The organism is Mesorhizobium onobrychidis, assembly GCF_024707545.1.
GTDB lineage: Bacteria > Pseudomonadota > Alphaproteobacteria > Rhizobiales > Rhizobiaceae > Mesorhizobium > Mesorhizobium onobrychidis.
In genome coordinates, this window is record NZ_CP062229.1 from 1,341,231 (window position 1) to 1,358,690 (window position 17,460).

19 protein-coding genes and 1 pseudogene are annotated in these 17,460 nt (G+C 63.3%); 6 read left to right on the forward strand and 14 right to left on the reverse strand.

The genetic code is table 11. From position 1 onward, the window contains the following. Positions 1-58: 58 nt before the first annotated feature. A complete protein-coding gene (locus IHQ72_RS06500; protein WP_145711298.1) occupies positions 59-253 on the reverse strand; it encodes a DUF1192 domain-containing protein in 195 nt (64 codons plus the stop codon). A 191-nt stretch (positions 254-444) separates the two neighbouring features. Here IHQ72_RS06500 and IHQ72_RS06505 point away from each other — a divergent pair, with 191 nt between their 5' ends. Next, complete coding sequence (locus IHQ72_RS06505) at positions 445-1,458, forward strand: NAD(P)H-quinone oxidoreductase (protein WP_258121683.1); 1,014 nt, start codon at positions 445-447, stop codon at positions 1,456-1,458. A gap of 242 nt (positions 1,459-1,700) precedes the next feature. Continuing rightward, positions 1,701-1,841: a DUF1127 domain-containing protein gene (locus IHQ72_RS06510; protein WP_258121684.1), complete on the forward strand. Its 141-nt coding sequence runs from the start codon at positions 1,701-1,703 to the stop codon at positions 1,839-1,841. Positions 1,842-2,144: 303 nt separating this feature from the next. Here the strand turns inward: IHQ72_RS06510 and IHQ72_RS06515 are convergent, their stop codons facing one another. Next, on the reverse strand, positions 2,145-2,762 hold the full coding sequence (locus tag IHQ72_RS06515) for a LysE family transporter (protein ID WP_258121685.1): 618 nt from the start codon (positions 2,760-2,762) through the stop codon (positions 2,145-2,147). A gap of 69 nt (positions 2,763-2,831) precedes the next feature. On the opposite strand from IHQ72_RS06515, the gene IHQ72_RS06520 reads away from it, so the two are divergent. Beyond that, positions 2,832-2,957: a hypothetical protein gene (locus IHQ72_RS06520; RefSeq protein ID WP_258121686.1), complete on the forward strand. Its 126-nt coding sequence runs from the start codon at positions 2,832-2,834 to the stop codon at positions 2,955-2,957. Positions 2,958-3,111: 154 nt separating this feature from the next. Then, entirely contained in the window at positions 3,112-3,807 is a 696-nt protein-coding gene (locus IHQ72_RS06525; RefSeq protein ID WP_095495304.1) for a DUF1013 domain-containing protein, read from the forward strand. 166 nt (positions 3,808-3,973) lie between these two features. Here the strand turns inward: IHQ72_RS06525 and IHQ72_RS06530 are convergent, their stop codons facing one another. The 5 genes from IHQ72_RS06530 to IHQ72_RS06550 all read right to left on the reverse strand — a co-directional run bounded on the left by IHQ72_RS06530 (position 3,974) and on the right by IHQ72_RS06550 (position 6,460). Then, positions 3,974-4,693, reverse strand: a complete 720-nt coding sequence (locus tag IHQ72_RS06530; RefSeq protein ID WP_095487267.1) for a helix-turn-helix transcriptional regulator — start codon at positions 4,691-4,693, stop codon at positions 3,974-3,976. Between the two features lie 73 nt (positions 4,694-4,766). After that, entirely contained in the window at positions 4,767-5,177 is a 411-nt protein-coding gene (locus IHQ72_RS06535; RefSeq protein ID WP_258121687.1) for a hypothetical protein, read from the reverse strand. Between the two features lie 7 nt (positions 5,178-5,184). Further along, a complete protein-coding gene (locus tag IHQ72_RS06540) occupies positions 5,185-5,550 on the reverse strand; it encodes a VOC family protein (protein ID WP_258121688.1) in 366 nt (121 codons plus the stop codon). A gap of 53 nt (positions 5,551-5,603) precedes the next feature. Next, positions 5,604-6,206: a DJ-1/PfpI family protein gene (locus IHQ72_RS06545; RefSeq protein ID WP_258121689.1), complete on the reverse strand. Its 603-nt coding sequence runs from the start codon at positions 6,204-6,206 to the stop codon at positions 5,604-5,606. 86 nt (positions 6,207-6,292) lie between these two features. Continuing rightward, positions 6,293-6,460, reverse strand: coding sequence for a hypothetical protein (locus IHQ72_RS06550; protein WP_082982284.1), 168 nt, complete (start codon positions 6,458-6,460; stop codon positions 6,293-6,295). Between the two features lie 269 nt (positions 6,461-6,729). Here IHQ72_RS06550 and IHQ72_RS06555 point away from each other — a divergent pair, with 269 nt between their 5' ends. Next, the gene (locus tag IHQ72_RS06555; protein ID WP_258121690.1) at positions 6,730-7,683 is read left to right on the forward strand and encodes a ring-cleaving dioxygenase; all 954 of its coding nucleotides are present in this window, start codon (positions 6,730-6,732) and stop codon (positions 7,681-7,683) included. 75 nt (positions 7,684-7,758) lie between these two features. Continuing rightward, positions 7,759-7,920 carry a hypothetical protein gene (locus IHQ72_RS06560; RefSeq protein WP_023797063.1) on the forward strand — a complete coding sequence of 54 codons (162 nt, stop codon included), beginning with the start codon at positions 7,759-7,761 and terminating at the stop codon, positions 7,918-7,920. 13 nt (positions 7,921-7,933) lie between these two features. Here IHQ72_RS06560 and IHQ72_RS06565 read toward each other — a convergent pair whose 3' ends face one another. The 7 genes and pseudogenes from IHQ72_RS06565 to tkt all read right to left on the reverse strand — a co-directional run bounded on the left by IHQ72_RS06565 (position 7,934) and on the right by tkt (position 17,389). Continuing rightward, positions 7,934-8,665: an SGNH/GDSL hydrolase family protein gene (locus IHQ72_RS06565; protein ID WP_258121691.1), complete on the reverse strand. Its 732-nt coding sequence runs from the start codon at positions 8,663-8,665 to the stop codon at positions 7,934-7,936. 98 nt (positions 8,666-8,763) lie between these two features. After that, positions 8,764-9,503, reverse strand: a pseudogene (locus IHQ72_RS06570) (DUF899 domain-containing protein). Positions 9,504-9,619: 116 nt separating this feature from the next. After that, positions 9,620-10,645 (reverse strand): class I fructose-bisphosphate aldolase, encoded by a 1,026-nt coding sequence (locus IHQ72_RS06575; protein WP_095495297.1) that lies wholly within the window; start codon positions 10,643-10,645, stop codon positions 9,620-9,622. A gap of 138 nt (positions 10,646-10,783) precedes the next feature. Next, entirely contained in the window at positions 10,784-11,980 is a 1,197-nt protein-coding gene (locus IHQ72_RS06580) for a phosphoglycerate kinase (protein ID WP_258121692.1), read from the reverse strand. Positions 11,981-12,090: 110 nt separating this feature from the next. Continuing rightward, complete coding sequence (locus IHQ72_RS06585) at positions 12,091-13,980, reverse strand: potassium/proton antiporter (protein ID WP_258121693.1); 1,890 nt, start codon at positions 13,978-13,980, stop codon at positions 12,091-12,093. A 252-nt stretch (positions 13,981-14,232) separates the two neighbouring features. After that, entirely contained in the window at positions 14,233-15,243 is a 1,011-nt protein-coding gene (gap, locus tag IHQ72_RS06590; RefSeq protein ID WP_127208478.1) for a type I glyceraldehyde-3-phosphate dehydrogenase, read from the reverse strand. Positions 15,244-15,397: 154 nt separating this feature from the next. Next, the gene (tkt, locus tag IHQ72_RS06595) at positions 15,398-17,389 is read right to left on the reverse strand and encodes a transketolase (protein ID WP_258121694.1); all 1,992 of its coding nucleotides are present in this window, start codon (positions 17,387-17,389) and stop codon (positions 15,398-15,400) included. Positions 17,390-17,460 lie beyond the last annotated feature (71 nt).

Genomic DNA, 17,460 nt, shown 5'->3' on the forward strand with positions numbered 1-17,460 from the left:
GAGGGGTCTGAAGACAGTCGCATTCGGGCTTTTCGGCGGCGGACGCTTCGGCTGGAAACTATCCGCGGCGGAACAGCGCCTCGGCCGCCGACTTGGTGGTGCCCTTGGCCTTGAGTTCGGCTTCTAGCCGAGCGATCTCGTCGCGCAAGATGCCGATCCGCTCGGACAGTTCGTCGACGGAAAGCAGCGACAGATCCTGCCCGATCTCATGCGGGCGCGCTTTCTTTTTGGGTTCGTCGTCGAAGATCGCCATCGTCGCTCCTCGCTCATGCGCAAAAATTAAACTGCTACAGCGTCCTTTGCGCGTCCAATCGGACGCCCGGCGCTGTAGTGGCCATTTGCCTGATTTGGCAATCAGCATACATAGGGCAAGGGCATGGATGCAAATAGCCGGCAAGAGACTGGCAGCCGGCAAGAAACTGGCGAAGCGAGACGGGAAAATTCATGGCGAGTGGACAGAATAAAATTCCGGCGAAGATGACGGCCATTGCGATCTCGGAACCCGGCGGACCGCGGGTGCTGAAACCGGAAACGCGCGACGTGCCCGTGCCGGGTCCCGGCGAAATCCTGATCCGGGTGCGCGCCGCCGGTATCAACCGGCCGGATGTGCAGCAGCGCAAGGGCGCCTATCCGCCGCCGCCCGGTGCGTCGGACCTGCCGGGTCTCGAAGTGTCGGGCGAAGTTGCGGCTCTTGGCGACGAGATCTCGCGCTGGCGCGTCGGCGACCGGGTCTGCGCGCTGACGCCCGGCGGCGGCTACGCCGAATATGTCAAGGTTCATGCCGGCAGCGTGTTGCCGCTGCCCGCCGGCTTTACCCACACCGAAGCGGCGGCGGTGCCAGAAAACTACTTCACCGTCTGGCACAATGTCTTCGAGCGCGGGGCCTTAAAGAGCGGCGAGACGCTGCTCGTGCATGGCGGCTCGTCCGGTATCGGCACCACGGCGATCCAGCTTGCCTCGGCCTTCGGCGCCTATGTCGTCACCACCGCCGGCAACCAGGAGAAATGCGACGCCTGCCTGAAGCTCGGCGCCGACCGGGCGATCAACTACCATGAGGAGGATTTCGTCGCAGCGGTCAAGGAAGCGACAGGTGGCAAGGGCGCCAACATCATCCTCGACATGGTCGGCGGCGACTATGTGGCGCGAAACTACGAGGCCGCGGCGGTGGAAGGCCGTATCGTCCAGATCGCCACGCAGAGCGGGGCGGTGGCAAGCGCCGATTTCTCGAAGATCATGGTCAAGCGACTCACCCACACCGGCTCGACGCTGCGGCCGCGCACCGTCGAATTCAAGGCGGCGATCGCCGCGGCGCTGGAGGCGCAGGTGTGGCCGCTGCTCGGCACCCGCAAGGTAGCACCCGTCATGGACATGATCTTCCCGCTCAAGGAAGCGTGGCGGGCGCATGAGCGGATGGAGGATGGCGAGCATATCGGCAAGATCGTGCTCGATGTCGGCTGACGCATCGGGCCGAAAATCGGAATCGATTTTGCTGCGCTGACCTCCGGTTCGGAAAGCACGATGCGCGGCTCAAAGCGTTGGAGCAAGCTTTGTGCGTTGGCGGGGACGCACGTCGCTCCAACAAGCTGAACAAATGCTTAATTGTGCAATGCAACAAACGCATTGCGGCCATGCAAAAGCGTCTGTTCAATTTTTCATCGACGATGCCTATTTGAGCGGCATCGAAACGATGGAGGACTACCATGAACCCGATCCGCGCTTTCCGTAACTGGCGCATGTACAATGAAACCGTGCGCGAACTGAACAAGCTGAACGCTCGTCAGCTCAACGATCTCGGCATCAACCGTGGCGACATCGAGAGGATCGCCCGCAAGGCGCTTTGATCTCGAACGTGATTTCGCCCGAAACCATCAAGCCGCTTTTTCGCGACGTGGCGCCTAGGTCCGAGATCATGCTTTAGAAGCCAGAGCCGCAGCAGACGGATTTCCCGTCGCCGGTTCCGAGCCCGCTGGACCCTGTCCGGCGGGTTTTGTCGTTTTGGAGTCTGGGCAACAGCGGCGGCTGCGACGATTGAACGGTTGCCGCGAAACGGCCGGCAAGATGCTAACTGCGAAAAAAGCTTCACGTCCCCGAGCCTACCATCCTTAACCAGGTTAGCCGGTCGGTGGAGCGCCGGGGTATCTTTCTCAATAACCAAGCGCGGCAAAGCCGAGCGCCACCAGGGCTCCTCCCAGCACGATGTCCGCATGCTTTCGGAAACGACTGTAAAATCGCCGCGTGGCCGGTTGGGAAATGGAAAGGCCGAGAAGACCAAACCAGGCGATCGCAATGGCAAACACCAATGCGACCACGGATAGGTGAGTTGCCCCGCGAGCATTTAAATTCAGCGTCGAGGATGCGAAAAACAGTGCGGTGGCAGGATTTGCCACTGCCGTGACAAAGCCCGGCCGGAAGTATCGAACGATTGGAACCGGCTTCGGCTCGTTGACGCCAGTCTTGATCGACAGCGCCCGCCGCATCGAATTCCAGCCAATGAAGACCAGCATTGCGCCGTAAAGGCTGGCGGCCATCTGGTGTGCAATGCCCCCCGGCCGCAGCGCGCCGGCTCCCGTCGCGACGACCGCCGCCAGCGAACTCGCGCCAAGGGCAATGCCGGCGGCAGCCGAAAGCGCCGTAGCACGCGAAGCGGTTAGCCCGGCCTGCGCGACGACAGCAAAATTGGCGCCCGGCAGCATTGCGACCAGCGCATAGGAAATGGCGAACGGAAACAACCCCGCAGCGACAGCGTGCCCGGTTTCCAACATCGATCAGCCCACATCGGCGGCGGGCTGCTCTCCCAAGGGCAGGTCGCCGCTGCCGAAGGCGAAATGTGGATGAAACACTTCCTCTCTAACAGTCGGCAAATGCCGACAGGAGGACGTTTTGTTGCCGGTTTACCGGCCGCGCCCGCTGAGCGGCTCACCGAAGGAGCGGTGCTGAATCCAAAAGGGCTGCTTTGACAGGTTCGATAATCTTCCGCCACCCTCGCGGCGCCTCCCAAAAACATTGCGAAATGGCGAGAGAGCGGTTATACAGACCGCGAATTTCCCATTTTGGTGGCTCTAAAACCACCGCCCGCGCGGGAACGCGGGCGAACGAGAAGGATATTTTGCAATGGCCAATACGCTGCTGATGCCCAAGGCGACCGCCGTCTGGCTGGTCGACAACACCGCGCTCTCCTTCGAGCAGATCGCGCAGTTCTGCGGGCTGCATCCGCTCGAGGTCAAGGCGATCGCCGATGGCGAGTCGGCGCAAGGCATCAAGGGCATGGACCCGATCATGACCGGCCAGCTGACCCGCGACGAGATCGCGCGCGCCGAGAAGGACCCGAACCATCGGCTGAAGCTGTCCGACCCTAAGGTGCGGGTGCCGGAATCCAAGCGCAAGGGTCCGCGCTACACGCCGCTGTCGAAGCGCCAGGACCGGCCCAACGCCATCCTCTGGCTGGTGCGCAACCATCCCGAGTTGAAGGACGCGCAGATCGCGCGCCTCGTCGGCACGACCAAGTCGACGATCGACCAGATCCGCGACAGAAAGCACTGGAACTCGGCCAATCTGCAGCCGATGGATCCGGTGACGCTGGGTCTCGCTTCCCAGATCGACCTCGACATGGAAGTCAACCGCGCCTCGCGTGGCCGCGAGCAGGCACAGCCGGCCGGCGACACGCTGCTGCCGGCGGCATTGACCGAGCGCCTGGTGCCGGCGCCGGAGAAGCCAAAGGACGAGGATGCGGAGCTCGACGCCAACGCCGTCTTCGCCAAGCTTTCGGCGCTGAAGTCGAAGGACGAGGATAAGGACGACGAGGAGTAGGTGAGGCGCCTGTCTTCTCCCCTTGTGGGAGAAGGTGGCCGAGCGAAGCTCGGTCGGATGAGGGGTGTTCCAGCTTGGCACCAACAGCGCTCAAGCTAGCACCCCTCAACCGTCTTGGCGCTGCGCGCCAATCCACCTTCTCCCACAAGGGGAGAAGGTAAGAGCGTCAGGTTCGCGCGGCCCGGTCCGGTGCCATGCCGTAATCCTCGCTGCGCTCAACCGCACGATAGAAATCGGCGAGCTGCTTGCCGCGCTCCGGCTTGAAAACGCGGCCGGCGATGACAACCGAAGCGATGCGGTCAATGCGGAAAGCGCGAAAATCGTCTCGCATCTCGCACCAGGCAACCAGCGTCCACACCTTGCCCCAGAACCACAGGCCCAATGGCCGGATGTCGCGCGCGGTGCTGCGGCCTGCTTCGTCGGAGTAGTCGATGGTCAGCACCTGGCGTTTTTCCACCGCGCGCTCGATCAAGTCGATTGCTTCGCGGGCGGCGTCGCTCACCACCCACATCGGCGTGTGGATTTCGGTGCGGGCGATGCGGTCCTTTTCGGCATCGGGCAGCACGGCGCCGATCTTGACCAGCGCCTCGTCGGCTGCCCGCGCCATGGCAGCGCCGCCAAACGCACGCACCATGCGGGCGCCGGCGACCAGCGCGACGATCTCGTCACGCGTGAACATCAGCGGCGGAAGGTCGAAACCCTCCCTCATCATGTAGCCGACGCCGGCCTCGCCGTCGATCGGCACACCGGTCGACTGCAGGTCGGCGATGTCGCGGTAGATGGTTCGCTCGGAAACCTCGAGCCACGTGCCCAGCTTCTGGGCGGTGACCAGACGGCCACCGCGCAGATGCTGCACGATCTGGAAGAGCCTGTCGGCGCGGCGCATCGTATGGTCCCTCGATGTTGTTTTTATGCATGTCGTTGTCCCAAAACCGGTTCCCACTTTTGGGCGACATGCATTATGGTTCGAGTCCTTCGCGCTTGCGCTGCACGGCGACGAATGCCGCGCCGAAGGACAACTTCCCTGTTGTCGGCGTCTTTGCATCCAGCACCCGCCAGAACGGCGCGATGTCGCTCAGCGTCATGCCGCGTTCCAGATCCTCGTTGGCTGCCTCGGCGACAGTGCGCAGATGATAGCCGATGGTGACCGGACATGTCACTTCGGCGCCGTGCTCGATGGCGAGCGCAGTGCGCAATGCGCGGACATCCATGGCCACGCCCTTTGGAATGGAGCGGATGAAATCATCAACCTGCCGTGCCGTCGGCACCAGCATCGGCTGGCCCTCGACGACGTCGCCAACAGTGCGCGGCGTCGCCTTGATACCGTTGATGCCTGGCGTGTTCAGCCTGTCGTTCCAGCTCTTTACCATGCGTCACCTAGACGAAGAGCCCAAAGCTGTTGCCGTCCGGGTCGAGGCAATAGGCGAATGTGCCCGCCGGAATGGAGATCACAGGCGAGACGACCTGACCGCCGTTCTGCCTCACCCGTTCGATGGCATCCTCGATCGGCGCGGCAACCGACAGATGGATGGTCGGGCCGGTTCCCGGTGCTGCGGGTTTCCCGGGGTAGACGTGCCCGGATGCCATTCGGTCCTGCGCGGCGAACATGGCCATCGGGTTCGGGCCGCTCTCCTCCAGGATGAGATCATTCTGAAGCACCGACCCATAGAAGGCGCGCGCCCGATCCATGTCGGTGACCGGGATCTCGAACCATGCCGAGGCTTTTGCCGGGACGAAGGCCATGTCTGTCTCCTGATACTGTCGCACTATTGCACGCCGCTCCTGACACCATACTGTCAGGAGGCTTCAGCATGTTCCCCTTCGGCATACTCCTTGGCGAACAGCGTACGCATCTGTGCGAGATCGCTGCTTCTCTGGGGATAGAGCGTCTTCAAATAGGCAAGAGCGAAGGTGCCGGGAGCCGAACCCGGCGCAGACACGATGCGGCCGTCGGCGACGGCGTAGGGCACATCCAGATAGTTCTGAGCGCCCGGATAGCCCGGTTCCTTTTCATTGATCCAGTCACGACCATTGCTGGTGTGTTTGGCTTTATCGAACAGGCCGGCACGCGCCAGTGCCAGCGTGCCGGCGCAGATGCCGCCGACCACGCCGCCGCGCGTCGCAATTGCCGTCAGCAGTCCGGAGATATCAGGCGGTGCATCGACCCACTGGTCGGAGCCGACGACCGCGACGGCGTCGAGATCGGTGTTTTCATCAACCTCGGCGGAGCGATCGGGCGTCAGCACAAATCCGCTGGCCGAGGTCACCGGCTTGCCGTTCGGCGTCAGCGACACCGCGCGCGCACCGAACCATTCGACCGCCGAAGCCGCCAGCAAGCCGTATTCCCAGTCGGCGAAGCGATTGATGAATAGGACGCCGATGGTCTTCTGTTCGGACATTTCCTGCTCCGTCTTTCGGCCCGCCGGACTTATTTATCTGGGCGCCGTGGCGTCCGCATCCAAACTGCTGCCGCGAAAAAATCGCCTCAATGGCCGCGGCCGTGGCGGCCTTCGTAATTATCCGGCCAACCGATGTCCTTGCGGATGCTCTGCGGCAAGCCATTCATGAAACGCCGGGTGCGGATCTCGTTGCGCATCGTCCTGATCTTGCCGACATAGTGCTGCACGCTGCGCAGAATGGTAAAACCGTTCATAGCTGGTCTCCTCTCTTTCGATGGAGACACTATCGCACACCCCTCCTGACAGCAGTCTGTCAGGAGGTTTGATGGCCTTGGTGATGCTGCCGGTTGTCTTCCCGATCTCGCCGGTGCGAGGCACGCCGGCCTGTTCATCGCATGTCCCTGTCAGGGTTGAGATCGTTCAGCTTGCGGCGACGGACTGTCGGAATTCGCATCCTTCTGCGATAGGGTCGGCGTTCTGATATTGAAGGAGAAAAATTTTCCAGAGATCAGGGAGGACGACCATGGGCCTGCAACTGACGGGAATTCACCATCTAACCGCTATCACCGCGAATGCGCCGGGAAACCTTCGTTTCTACACCGGTACTTTGGGGCTGCGGCTGGTCAAGAAGACGGTCAATCAGGACGACACGTCAGCCTATCACCTTTTCTATGCCGACGCCGAGGCGACGCCTGGCACCGATCTTACCTTCTTCGATTGGCCGGTCGGACGCGAACGGCGCGGCACCAACAGCATCGTGCGGACCAGCCTGAGGGTCGCCAGCCCCGAAAGCCTTGCCTGGTGGAAGGAGCGCCTGGCCGGCAAGACCGTCGCAACGGGAGAGATCGGCGATGTTGGCGGCTACCCGTCGCTGGATTTCGAAGACCCAGAAGGCCAGCGCCTGCGTCTCGTCAGCGATGGCGGCAAGGGCGACAGTCATCCCTGGGCTCAAAGCCCGGTCCCAGTCGAGCACCAGATACGCGGGCTCGGGCCTATCGTCATCAGCGTTCCCGACATCACCAACACTGAAACCGTGCTGACCAGAGTGATGAACATGCACAAGGCGCGGGACTATGCCTCGCCGGATGGTCAGGGCCAGGTCCATGTCTTCGAAATGGGAGCAGGCGGGCCGGCGGCGGAGCTTCATGTCGCGGTGCAGCCGGGCCTTGCGCCGGCAAGGCAGGGCGCCGGTGCGGTCCACCATGTGGCATTCAGGGCGCCGGATCAGGAGACCTTGCACCAATGGACCGCGCGGCTGGCCGAGTTTCGTCTGCCGTCAAGCGGCGAGGTCGAGCGATACTACTTCCGCTCGCTCTATTTCCGTGAGCCGAACGGCATATTGTTCGAGATTGCCACCGACGGCCCAGGGTTCACGGCCGACGAGCCGCTGGAGACGCTGGGCGAAAGGCTGGCCTTGCCACCATTCCTGGAACCGAACCGGGCGGCGATCGAGGCCGGCCTCAAGCCGCTGGCATAGCGCATCTCAGCGCTGTGGCGACCCGGCGCGAGCGGAGCGCTTTGACAGCCGACCGCGATGCTGGTCAAAGGCGGCATGTCGAAACTTCTCGCGCTCGTCATCGTCGCCATGATGGTCATTCAGCTGATCAAGCCGCTCGGCTGGCCGGGGCTGAAGCGGCGCAGCGATTTTTGGAAGCTGGCGGTATTGGCGATGGCGGCGATTTCGATAACAGCGGCGCTGGGGCATTGGACGTAGGGCTGGCGGCCCGCTATGCGAGGCGTGGTTCATTGGCCAGCACCAGGCCGACGAGATGTTCCGCCCAGGCCCGGTAGCCGGCTTCCGAGGCATGAAATCCGTCGGAGGCAAAACCGGCTTCGGCATCGGTGATCGGCAGGCGCGGCGCCGGCACCGCGCCGCGTTCGAGGCAGAGGCGCTCGCCCATCCGGTTCATCTCGGCGGCGCGGATCTCCAGGATTTTTCCGAGCAGCGGCGGCATTGCCGGTGCCCGGGTGAATTCCAGCACCGGCGACCACACCACGCGCGCCTCCGGCCATTTAGCGCGCAACGCGTAGAGCAGGCCGCCAAAATCGCTCTTGAAGCGTGGCACCGAGTGGAAGTTCTTGGTGTCGTTGGTGCCGATGGCAAGCACGATATGCGTCCAGGGATCGGCCGACAGGTTGGGCAGCACGTGGTCGCGGATCTGGCCCGAGGTCGCCGAGTTGAAGCCGGCTGCCCGCCAGCGCACCGCACGGCCAGTGCGTTTCGAGATTAGCTCGGCCAGTTGCGCGGCCAGCCCGTACTCGGAATTGCCGATGCCGACCGAGACCGCGGAAGAATCGCCAAGCATCAGAAGCGAGACCGCCGGAGCCTGGCCTGATATCTCGTGCATGACCGGACCTTGCGCCGGCAGCATGCGGGTGGTGCGGCGGCGCACGCCGAGCCCCTGCCAGACATAGACCGGAAAGGCGAGCCAGGTGAGGAGGGCAAGAAAGCGCTGCATCGCAAACCGTTAATGGGGCAAGTCCGTTAAAGGCATAGCGAGCAGCACTTAGCGCATATCGGGCTAGAGGCGAAAGACCTTGCGTCGACTGCCCGTCGTCAATGGCAACAGGCGTCCTGCATCTCGGGCATGTCTGCATATTCATCGTGCAGCCGCACCCAGTCCATCAGGCTGTGGTAGGGACCTGTCTCGTTGCGGCCCTTCGGCGTCAGGTCGAGATAGTGATAGGCACCGATCAGCGGATCACCGCCCCTCGATCGCGACATGAAGGTCAGGAAGATGTCGCCGTTCTCATCCCTGTAGAACACGCTGGTGCCGGGAAGGTCTTTCGATTTCAGCGCGCGCTGCTCGAAATTGTAGGTCGTGTAGCCGGATGCGATCTGCTTGTCGGTGAAGGAAACCTGCATGTCGAAGTTGAAGTCCGAGGCGTAGGACGACACCCAGTCGAATTTCCAGCCCATGCGCTGTTTGTAGGGCAGAAATTCAGCCAACGGCGCCCGCGAGATCACGATCAGCGACACATCGTGGTGCTTGAGGTGCTGGTTGGCGCCGTCGATGTGGTCGGCAAGTAAGGAACACCTTCGCAACGGTAGTCGGCGCCCGGCCCGAACATGAAGTGGTAGACGATCAGCTGGCTTGCGCCGGCGAATAGGTCAGCCAGGTTCTTCGGCCCTTGTTCGGTCTCGAAGACATAGTCCTTCCGGATCTTCAACCAAGGCAATTCCCGCCGTTCGGCGGCGATGCGGTCGCGAAATCGCGTCAATTCCTTCTCACGCGCCAGATGCGCCTTGTGCGCCTGGAACCAGTCTTCCCGTGAAACGATCTTGTTGTTTGGCATCAGCCTGCTCCTCTTTGAGCCCTAAGGACGTTTGGGCTCAACGCGAGCCGACACGGCCCTCGCTTTTTCTGGAGCAAGTGGAACCCGGGCAGATGGCCCGGGTTCGAAAAATCCGGTCAGGCGGCCTGTTCCAGTTCCGGCTGCCATTTTCCAAGCGCGGCCAGATGGTTCATGTGGGCGCGGTGGGCGAAGGCGGCCTGGGCAGCGGCGACGTTGGCCGCCTTGCCGCTCCACGCCTTCTGTGGCGCCGCCTGCAAGGCGCGGCCGTAGGAGAAAGTCAATTTCCATGGATGCGGGCCGATGGCATTGATGGCATTGAGGTTGGCGGTCGCCTCCTCGTCCGATTGCCCGCCGGAGAGAAAGGCGATCCCCCCAATCGCGGCCGGCACCGTTTCGCGGAACAGTTTTATGGTCTTTTCGGCGACTTCCTCGGGGCTGCTGGTCTTGCCCGACTTCTTGCCGGCGAGAACCATGTTCGGCTTCAGGATGGTGCCTTCGAGGACGACGCGGGCCGCGTAGAGCTCGGTGTAGAGTTTTGTCAGCGTTGCCTTGCTGATCTCGTAGCAGGTGCCGATGTCATGGGCGCCGTCCATCAGCACCTCCGGCTCGACGATCGGCACGATGCCGGCCTCCTGGCAAAGCGCCGCATAGCGGGCGAGCGCATGCGCGTTCGAGCCGATCGACGTGGCGGAAGGCACGCCTTTGGCGACGTCGATGTCGATCACCGCACGCCATTTGGCGAAACGGGCGCCGAGCTTGTAATAGTCGGCGAGCCGCTCGCGCAAGCCGTCGAGGCCTTCGGTGATCGTATCGCCGGGGTACCCAGCCAGGGGCTTGGCGCCGGCATCGACCTTGATGCCTGGGATGGCGCCGGTCGCCTTGATGATGTCGACGAGCGGCGTGCCGTCCGCGGCCTTCTGGCGGATGGTCTCGTCATAGAGGATGACGCCGGAAATGTATCTGGTCATCGCCTCCTTGGCGCGGAACATCATCTCGCGATAGTCGCGGCGGCTGTCGGCGGTCGATTCGACGCCGATCACGTCGAAGCGCTTCTTGATGGTGCCGGAGCTTTCGTCGGCGGCCAAAAGACCCTTGCCGTCGGCCACCATCGCGGCGGCAATGTCCTCGAGACGTTCGCTCATGATGCATCCTCCTGAAACGGTTGTTTCAAGCTAGCAGACCACTAGAGCAAGGCAGGTTCAAGTCGAACCATTGCAAGCGGAAAGCTCGAATCGATTGAAACGCGCCAACGCCCCTCGTTCGCCTGTCGCCTCAGGGCCTCAGCGCTTCAGCACATCGACACCGGGCAGCGGCTTGCCCTCCATCCATTCCAGAAAGGCGCCGCCGGCGGTCGAGACGTAGGTGAAATCGTCGGCGACGCCGGCATGGTTGAGTGCTGCAACCGTGTCACCGCCGCCAGCCACCGAGACCAGTTTGCCGGCCTTGGTGCGGGCCGCGGCGTGCCTGGCTGCCGCCACCGTCGCCCGGTCGAACGGCTCGATCTCGAAGGCGCCGAGCGGACCGTTCCAGACCAGGGTCGCGGCGCGGTCGATCCAGTCGGCAACGGTCTTCACCGTCTTTTCGCCGACATCGAGGATCATGGCGTCGGCCGGCATCTCTGATATGGCGACGGTTTCGCTGGCGGCGCCCGCCTTGAATTCCCTGGCGACGACACCGTCGATCGGCAGGATGACGGCGCAGCCGGCTTCGGCCGCCTCGATCATGATCTGCTTGGCGGTCTTGGCGAGGTCGTGCTCGCACAGTGATTTTCCGACATCGGTGCCGCGCGCGGCCAGGAAGGTGTTGGCCATGCCGCCGCCGATGACCAGCGCGTCGACCTTCTTCACCAGATTCATCAGCAGGTCGATCTTGCTCGAGACCTTGGCGCCGCCGACGATGGCGACGACAGGGCGCGCGGGATTGCCGAGGCCCTTTTCCAGCGCGTCAAGTTCGGCCTGCATGGTACGGCCGGCGAAAGCCGGCAGCAGGTGCGCAAGCCCTTCCGTCGACGAATGGGCACGGTGGGCGGCGGAAAAGGCGTCGTTGACGAAGATGTCGCCATTGGCGGCGAGCTTTTCGGTGAAGTCCGGGTCGTTCTTCTCCTCGCTCTTGTAGAAGCGGGTGTTTTCGAGCAGCAGCACGTCGCCGTTGCCCATCGCGGCGACGGCGCTCGCGGCCTTGTCGCCGATGCAATCGGCCGCGAAGCCGACAGGGCGGCTGAGCACCTCCGCGGTCGCCTTGGCGATCGGCTCAAGCGAGAATTCGGGCGACGGTCCATCCTTGGGCCGGCCGAAATGGGCAAGCAGGATGACCTTGGCGCCCTTGCCGGAAAGCTCGGCGATGGTCGGCGCGATGCGCTCGATGCGGGTGGCGTCGGTGACCTTGCCGTCGGCGACGGGAACGTTGAGGTCGACGCGCACCAGCACGCGCTTGCCGTCGATGTTGCCGATGTCGTCCAGTGTCTTGAAGCCGGCCATGCTGTTCCCTTTCGCGAAAAATCGCGGGGACCTTACCCCGCACCAACGACGATGCAAGACCTGCAATGGTGCTACGCGGAAAATACGACCACGGCCTGTGTCGGAAGCCGTCAGCCCCCGTCGGTTGCCTTTTCCACCAGCGGCTGTGGAGCGGGTTCCGCGTCCGCCGGCGGCTCGGCACTCCGCTTTTTGATCCGCTTGCGCCAATTGCGCACAAAGGCAACGATGCGGTCGGCGATTTCGCCGGCACTCAGGAACACCGGCACCCGTGCCACCGGCGCGGTCGGCTCGAGGGAAAGACCGAGACCAGTAATCTTGCCCTTGTCGTCGACGTCGCGGACGATCAGTTCGATCGGACCAATCAGCACGCGGTCGGCATATTCGGCATGGCCGCCGAGCCGCTCCGTCACCAGGTCACCGACGGTCAGCTTGCGTTCCTCCTCGGTCAGGCCCGGCGCGTAAGCGGCTTCCAGTTCCGCGGCGGAGCGCGCCGGATCGACGGCGAAGGCGCCGAAGAAGTCCGCATCCTCGGGATCGACCACGGCGCGGCTGGCGAACAGCTTGTCGAGCAAGGCCGGATAGCGATCCGGCACGAAGATGTAGACATGGTCGCCGGCGGCGAGCCTGCCCATGTCCTGGAAGCGCATCGAGCGCCCGTCGCGCAGCACCAGCGACGGCCGCGCCCAGCGCGGAATGCGCTCGCCGCGCGCCACCGGGCTGCCAGGTGCTACGCGATAGGCGAGAAGCTCGTGATGGGCGGAGCCAGGCAATTCGAGTTCGACCTTGTCCAGCGGACCCAGGCGGGCCGGCACGATCAGGCCGAGGCGGCGCGCCAGCGGTCCGACGGTCCATCCCTGGATGACCAGTGACACCAGCACGACGATGAAGGCGGTGTTGAAGATGAGGCGGCCGTTCTCAAGGCCGCCAAGCAGGGGCGTGATGGCGAGCAGGATCGACACGGCGCCACGCAGGCCCACCCATGAGACGAAGGCGACTTCCGGGCGCGGCAGACGGAACGGCATCAGGCAAAGCCAGACGGCGATCGGCCGTGCCACGAATATCAGGAACAGGCCCAGCAGCACCGCCGGCAGCAGGATCGCCGGAAATTGCGAGGGCGTCGCGAACAGGCCGAGGATCAGGAACATGATGATCTGTGCCAGCCACGACATGCCGTCCTGGAAGCGCTTGAGGATGGTGACGGCGCGGATGTCGGAATTGCCGGCGATGAGGCCGGCAAGATAGACCGCCAGAAACCCGGAGCCGCCAATGGCGCCGGCAGCGGCGAACACCATCAGCGACAGCGTCAGCACGAAGATCGGCAGCAGCCCGTGGTCGAGATTGAGCCGGTCGACAAGGCGCACGATGGCGAGGCCGCCGAAAATGCCGACAATGGCGCCAAGCCCCATGTTGAGAAGGAAGCCGAGTACGAGGTCGGTAACCAGCACCCTGGCCTCGGGATTGGCATTAGCGGCGATGATCTCGACCAGGCTGATGGTCAGAAAGATGGCGATCGGATCATTGGTGCCGGATTCCACCTCGAGCGTCGAACGCACGCGTTCGCGCAAATTGATCTCGCCGGCGCGCAACAGGAAGAACACGGCTGCCGCGTCGGTCGACGCGACAGCGGCCCCGAGCAGGAAGGATTCCAGCCAGCTGAGATCGAGCAGATAGTGGGCGACGACGCCGAACAGGCCAGTGGTCAAAAGGACGCCGATAGTCGCCAGCGACAGTGCCGGTCCGGCCGCCTGCCGCAAAGCGTTGAGCGGCGTTCCGAAACCGGAATCGAACAGGATGACCGCCAGGGCCAGTGAGCCGGCAAAATAAGCCAGCCGCGCATTGTCGAACTGGATGCCGAGGCCGTCGGTTCCCGTGGCCAGGCCAATGCAGAGAAACAGCAGCAAGAGAGGGGCGCCGAAGCGGAAGGCGATCAGGCTCGAAAACGCGGCGGCAACGACCAGTGCGGCGCCGACCAGTGTCACGAGATAGATCGCATGCTCCATCCGCCAATCGCCCCTCGAATTCGTGTTCCTCTCGCTTTACGAGAGAGTGAGGCGAAGACATGACCGGTGCAAGGCGGGAGGGTGGTTTTTTGCCCTATGCCGCTGATTATTGAGTGTTTTGGCGCTCAAGGCGCGGTCTTGCCAATCAAACCGTCAGAGCGCCGTTTGCGCATCCAAAGGGCGCTGGGCGCTCTCATGAAAACGCCCGGACAGAGCCTGGCGTTTTCAAGTCGCAATAACATGGTTCTGCGATCAGGCGATGGTCTTGCCGAACGCGACGGCGGTGTCGGCCATGCGGTTGGAAAAACCCCATTCATTGTCGTACCAGGACAGCACCGAAACGAAGTTGCCGTCCATGACCTTGGTCTGGTCGAGCGCCATGATCGAGGAATGCGGATCGTGGTTGAAGTCGATCGATACGTTCGGGTGATGGGTGACGGCGAGAATGCCCTTCAGCTTGCCGTTGGAGGCGGCGATCACCGCCTCGTTGATCTCCTGTACGGTCGTCGGCCGCTTGGCGATGAACTTGAAATCGACGACCGAGACGTTCGGCGTCGGTACGCGGATGGAGATGCCGTCGAGCTTGCCCTTGAGGTCGGGCAGCACCAGGCCGATCGCCTTGGCCGCGCCGGTCGAGGTCGGGATCTGCGACAGGGCCGCGGCGCGGGCGCGGTAGAGATCCTTATGCATGGTGTCCAGCGTCGGCTGGTCGCCGGTGTAGGAGTGGATCGTCGTCATCATGCCCTTCTCGATGCCGACGGCCTCATGCAGCACGGCTGCCAGCGGCGCCAGGCAGTTGGTGGTGCAGGAGGCGTTCGAGATGACGATGTGGTCCTTGGTCAGCTTGTCATGGTTGATGCCATAAACGACGGTGAGGTCGGCGCCCTCTGCAGGCGCCGAGACGAGCACGCGCTTGGCGCCGGCGGTCAGATGCGCGGCGGCCTTGTCGCGGGCGGTGAAGATGCCGGTGCATTCGAGCGCGATGTCGATGCCGAGTTCCTTCCACGGCAGCTGCGTCGGGTCCTTGATCGCGGTGACCTTGAATTTTTCGGTGCCGACGGTGATCTGGTCACCGTCAACCGTCACTTCATGCGGGAAGCGGCCATGCACGCTGTCGAAGCGCAGCAGATGCGCGTTGGTTTCGACCGGGCCGAGGTCGTTGACGGCGACGACGTCGATGTCCTTGCGGCCGGATTCGTGGATGGCGCGCAGGATGTTGCGGCCGATGCGGCCGAATCCGTTGATGGCAACTCTGACGGTCATTATTCTCTCCCTGGGAGTTGGAGGCCGAAGATCAAGTCCGCAGCTTCATAACGGCGGGCTGTCAAAGAATCCAGCCGTCGATGGGTTGGATTTAAGTCCACCAGACTGAGGCTGCCAGCAAAACCGCCATGCGCGGTCTCGCGGGTGTCTGGCTTTACTCGCCGTGCAGGCGGGCTTCCGCCGCCTTCACCGTCGCTTCCGCGGTGATGCCGAAATGCGGATAGAGCTGTTCGATCGTGCCAGAGGCGCCGAAGCCGGTCATGCCGATGAAGATGCCGTCGGTGCCGATGAAATGATCCCAGCCCTGGCGGATGCCGGCTTCGATGGCAATCTTGATCGGTGCGTTGCCGATCGTCTTGTTGCGATAATCGGCGCTCTGCTTGTCGAACAATTCGAAGCACGGCACCGAGACGACGCGGGTCGGATGGCCGTGCTTCTCCAGTGCCTCGCGCGCAGCCAGCGCGATCTCGACCTCGGAGCCCGAAGCGAAGATCGTCACCGCCGCATCGCCACTGGCGGCGGCCAGCTCATAGGCGCCCTGGCGGCTGAGGTTTTCCGCAACGAAGTCGTTGCGCACCGCCGGCAGGTTCTGCCGGGTCAGCGCCAGCGTCGAAGGCGTCTTTTCCTGTTCGATGGCCAGTTGCCAGCATTCGGCGGTCTCGACCGCGTCCGCCGGGCGGAAGACATTGTGGTTCGGAATGGCGCGCAGTGCGGCCAGATGCTCGACCGGCTGATGGGTCGGGCCGTCTTCGCCGAGACCGATGGAATCATGGGTCATGACGAAGATCGAGCGGATGCCCATCAGCGAGGCGAGCCGCATCGACGGACGGGCGTAGTCGGAAAAGCACATGAAGGTGCCGCCATAGGCGATGATGCCGCCATGCAGCGTCAGTCCGTTGAGCGCGGCCGCCATGCCGTGCTCGCGGACGCCGTAGTGAACGTAGCGCTGGCCATAGTCGTCGGCAGTGATGTTCTTGGTCTGGCTGGTCTTGGTGTTGTTGGAGCCGGTCAGGTCGGCTGAGCCGCCGATGGTCTCCGGCACCGCGCCGTTGATGATTTCGAGCGCCATTTCCGACGATTTGCGGGTGGCGACCTTCGGCTTGTCCGTGCTGAGCTTCTTCTTGTAGTCGGTGATGACGGCGTCGAAATTCGCCGGCAGCGTGCCACTGATGCGACGCTCGAATTCGCTGCGCAATTGGGCGTCGGCGTTGGCAAGGCGGCCTTCCCAGTCGGTGCGTGCCTTGACGCCCGTCTTGCCGGCGTCGCGCCAGGCATCGAGAATATCGGCAGGAACCTCGAAGGGCGGATAGTCCCAACCGAAGAACTTCCTGGCGCCGGCGATTTCATCCACGCCGAGCGGCGAACCGTGTGCCTTGTTGGTGCCGGCCTTGGTCGGCGCGCCGAAGCCGATCGTCGTCTTGCAGGCGATCATCGTCGGTTTGTCGGAATGGCGGGCAGCCTCGATGGCATAGGCGATCGCTTCCGGATCCTGGCCGTCGATGTGGCTGGCGTTCCAGCCGGACGCCTGGAAGCGAGCGACCTGATCGGTGTTGTCGGCCAGCGACACCGGGCCGTCGATCGAGATGTTGTTGTTGTCCCAAAAGACGATCAGCTTGTTCAACTTGAGATGTCCGGCAAGTGCGATGGCCTCCTGCGAGACGCCCTCCATCAGGCAGCCGTCACCGGCCAGTACATAGGTGTAATGGCCGACGAGGTCGTTGCCGAAGGCGGCATTCATGATGCGCTCGCCGAGTGCGAAGCCGACCGAGTTGGCAAGGCCCTGGCCGAGCGGGCCGGTTGTCGTCTCGATGCCGGCGGCATGGCCATATTCGGGATGGCCTGCCGTCCTCGACCCCACTTGGCGAAAATGCTTGATCTGGTCGAGAGTGATGTCCTCGTAGCCGGTCAGATAAAGCAGCGAATAAAGCAGCATCGAACCGTGGCCGGCCGACAGGATGAAACGGTCGCGATCGGGCCAATGCGGGTTCTTCGCATCGTATTTCAGGAAACGCGTGAACAGCACCGTAGCGATGTCGGCGCAGCCCATGGGCAGGCCGGGGTGGCCGGACTGGGCCTTCTCGACGGCGTCCATGGAAAGAAAACGGATCGCATTGGCCATCCGGTCATGTTGTTCACGCGAGGTCATGCTTCCTCCAGTGTGGGGGTTTGGGGCCTTGGGAGAGCCCTGGAAAAGGGTGCGCGACACATAGCAGGCGC

What these genes read in the sequence shown, in the direction of transcription:
- IHQ72_RS06550 (WP_082982284.1), bottom strand. Translation starts at nt 6,460, where the DNA reads ATGAACGGTTTTACCATTCTGCGCAGCGTGCAGCACTATGTCGGCAAG.
- IHQ72_RS06525 (WP_095495304.1), top strand. Translation starts at nt 3,112, where the DNA reads ATGGCCAATACGCTGCTGATGCCCAAGGCGACCGCCGTCTGGCTGGTC.
- IHQ72_RS06520 (WP_258121686.1), top strand. Translation starts at nt 2,832, where the DNA reads ATGAAACACTTCCTCTCTAACAGTCGGCAAATGCCGACAGGAGGACGT.
- gap (WP_127208478.1), bottom strand. Translation starts at nt 15,243, where the DNA reads ATGACCGTCAGAGTTGCCATCAACGGATTCGGCCGCATCGGCCGCAAC.
- IHQ72_RS06585 (WP_258121693.1), bottom strand. Translation starts at nt 13,980, where the DNA reads ATGGAGCATGCGATCTATCTCGTGACACTGGTCGGCGCCGCACTGGTC.
- IHQ72_RS06565 (WP_258121691.1), bottom strand. Translation starts at nt 8,665, where the DNA reads ATGCAGCGCTTTCTTGCCCTCCTCACCTGGCTCGCCTTTCCGGTCTAT.
- IHQ72_RS06510 (WP_258121684.1), top strand. Translation starts at nt 1,701, where the DNA reads ATGAACCCGATCCGCGCTTTCCGTAACTGGCGCATGTACAATGAAACC.
- IHQ72_RS06560 (WP_023797063.1), top strand. Translation starts at nt 7,759, where the DNA reads ATGTCGAAACTTCTCGCGCTCGTCATCGTCGCCATGATGGTCATTCAG.
- IHQ72_RS06530 (WP_095487267.1), bottom strand. Translation starts at nt 4,693, where the DNA reads ATGCGCCGCGCCGACAGGCTCTTCCAGATCGTGCAGCATCTGCGCGGT.
- IHQ72_RS06515 (WP_258121685.1), bottom strand. Translation starts at nt 2,762, where the DNA reads ATGTTGGAAACCGGGCACGCTGTCGCTGCGGGGTTGTTTCCGTTCGCC.
- IHQ72_RS06580 (WP_258121692.1), bottom strand. Translation starts at nt 11,980, where the DNA reads ATGGCCGGCTTCAAGACACTGGACGACATCGGCAACATCGACGGCAAG.
- tkt (WP_258121694.1), bottom strand. Translation starts at nt 17,389, where the DNA reads ATGACCTCGCGTGAACAACATGACCGGATGGCCAATGCGATCCGTTTT.
- IHQ72_RS06555 (WP_258121690.1), top strand. Translation starts at nt 6,730, where the DNA reads ATGGGCCTGCAACTGACGGGAATTCACCATCTAACCGCTATCACCGCG.
- IHQ72_RS06505 (WP_258121683.1), top strand. Translation starts at nt 445, where the DNA reads ATGGCGAGTGGACAGAATAAAATTCCGGCGAAGATGACGGCCATTGCG.
- IHQ72_RS06500 (WP_145711298.1), bottom strand. Translation starts at nt 253, where the DNA reads ATGGCGATCTTCGACGACGAACCCAAAAAGAAAGCGCGCCCGCATGAG.
- IHQ72_RS06540 (WP_258121688.1), bottom strand. Translation starts at nt 5,550, where the DNA reads ATGGCCTTCGTCCCGGCAAAAGCCTCGGCATGGTTCGAGATCCCGGTC.
- IHQ72_RS06535 (WP_258121687.1), bottom strand. Translation starts at nt 5,177, where the DNA reads ATGGTAAAGAGCTGGAACGACAGGCTGAACACGCCAGGCATCAACGGT.
- IHQ72_RS06545 (WP_258121689.1), bottom strand. Translation starts at nt 6,206, where the DNA reads ATGTCCGAACAGAAGACCATCGGCGTCCTATTCATCAATCGCTTCGCC.
- IHQ72_RS06575 (WP_095495297.1), bottom strand. Translation starts at nt 10,645, where the DNA reads ATGAGCGAACGTCTCGAGGACATTGCCGCCGCGATGGTGGCCGACGGC.